This is a genomic window from Mesorhizobium sp. M2A.F.Ca.ET.067.02.1.1 (assembly GCF_004023285.1).
Taxonomy (GTDB): Bacteria; Pseudomonadota; Alphaproteobacteria; order Rhizobiales; family Rhizobiaceae; genus Mesorhizobium.
Genome location: NZ_RZSB01001323.1, coordinates 1 through 717 on the forward strand (window position 1 = coordinate 1; position 717 = coordinate 717).

The window sequence follows — 717 nt, forward strand, 5'->3', positions numbered from 1 at the left end:
CCCATCCCCCCCCGCCGTTTCCAGCCCGACCAGCGCGACCTTCAGATAGCCGGCGGCGCGCAAGAGGTTCATGACCTCCATCAGGTCGCCATAGCCGACCGTCTTGTCGGCGCGCAGGAAGATGCGCGTCTGCTTGTCGCCCTTGGTGCGGCTGTCGAGCATCCCGGCAAAGGCCGGACGCGGCACGCTGTCATTGCCGATCGCCAGCGTCAGATCGCTTTTCAGCGTCAGGAACAAAGGTGTCTCGGGCCGCGGCGCCGGCGTCGCCGTCGATCCGGGCAAGTCGACATTGACATCGACGGTGGCGAGGGGTGCCGCGACCATGAAGATGATCAGAAGCACCAGGATCACGTCGATGAATGGCGTGACGTTGATGTCGTGGCTTTCCTCAAGATCGTCGCCGGAGGTCTCGCGAATCCGCGCCGCCATCGCCGCTACTCCGCCGCCATCGCCGCTGCCGGCGGCACCGTGCGGAAATCGAGGTCGCGGCTGACCAGCCGCTCGACGCCGGCTGAGGCGTCGGCGAGGATCTGTTTGTAGCCGGCTATCGAGCGCGCGAAGACGTTGTAGATGACGACCGCCGGGATGGCCGCGACAAGGCCCATCGCGGTCGCAAGCAGCGCCTCGGCGATGCCCGGCGCCACCACGGCGAGGTTGGTGGTCTGCGCCTGCGAGATACCGATGAAGGCGTTCATGATGCCCCAGACGGTGCCGAAC

At 66.5% G+C, this 717-nt stretch carries 2 protein-coding genes; both read right to left on the bottom strand.

The features are described from left to right. Positions 1-429: TonB system transport protein ExbD (gene exbD, locus EOA28_RS37590; protein WP_128315937.1), on the bottom strand; the 429-nt coding region annotated here is incomplete at its 3' end. A 5-nt stretch (positions 430-434) separates the two neighbouring features. After that, positions 435-717: MotA/TolQ/ExbB proton channel family protein (locus EOA28_RS37595; RefSeq protein WP_189342425.1), on the bottom strand; the 283-nt coding region annotated here is incomplete at its 5' end.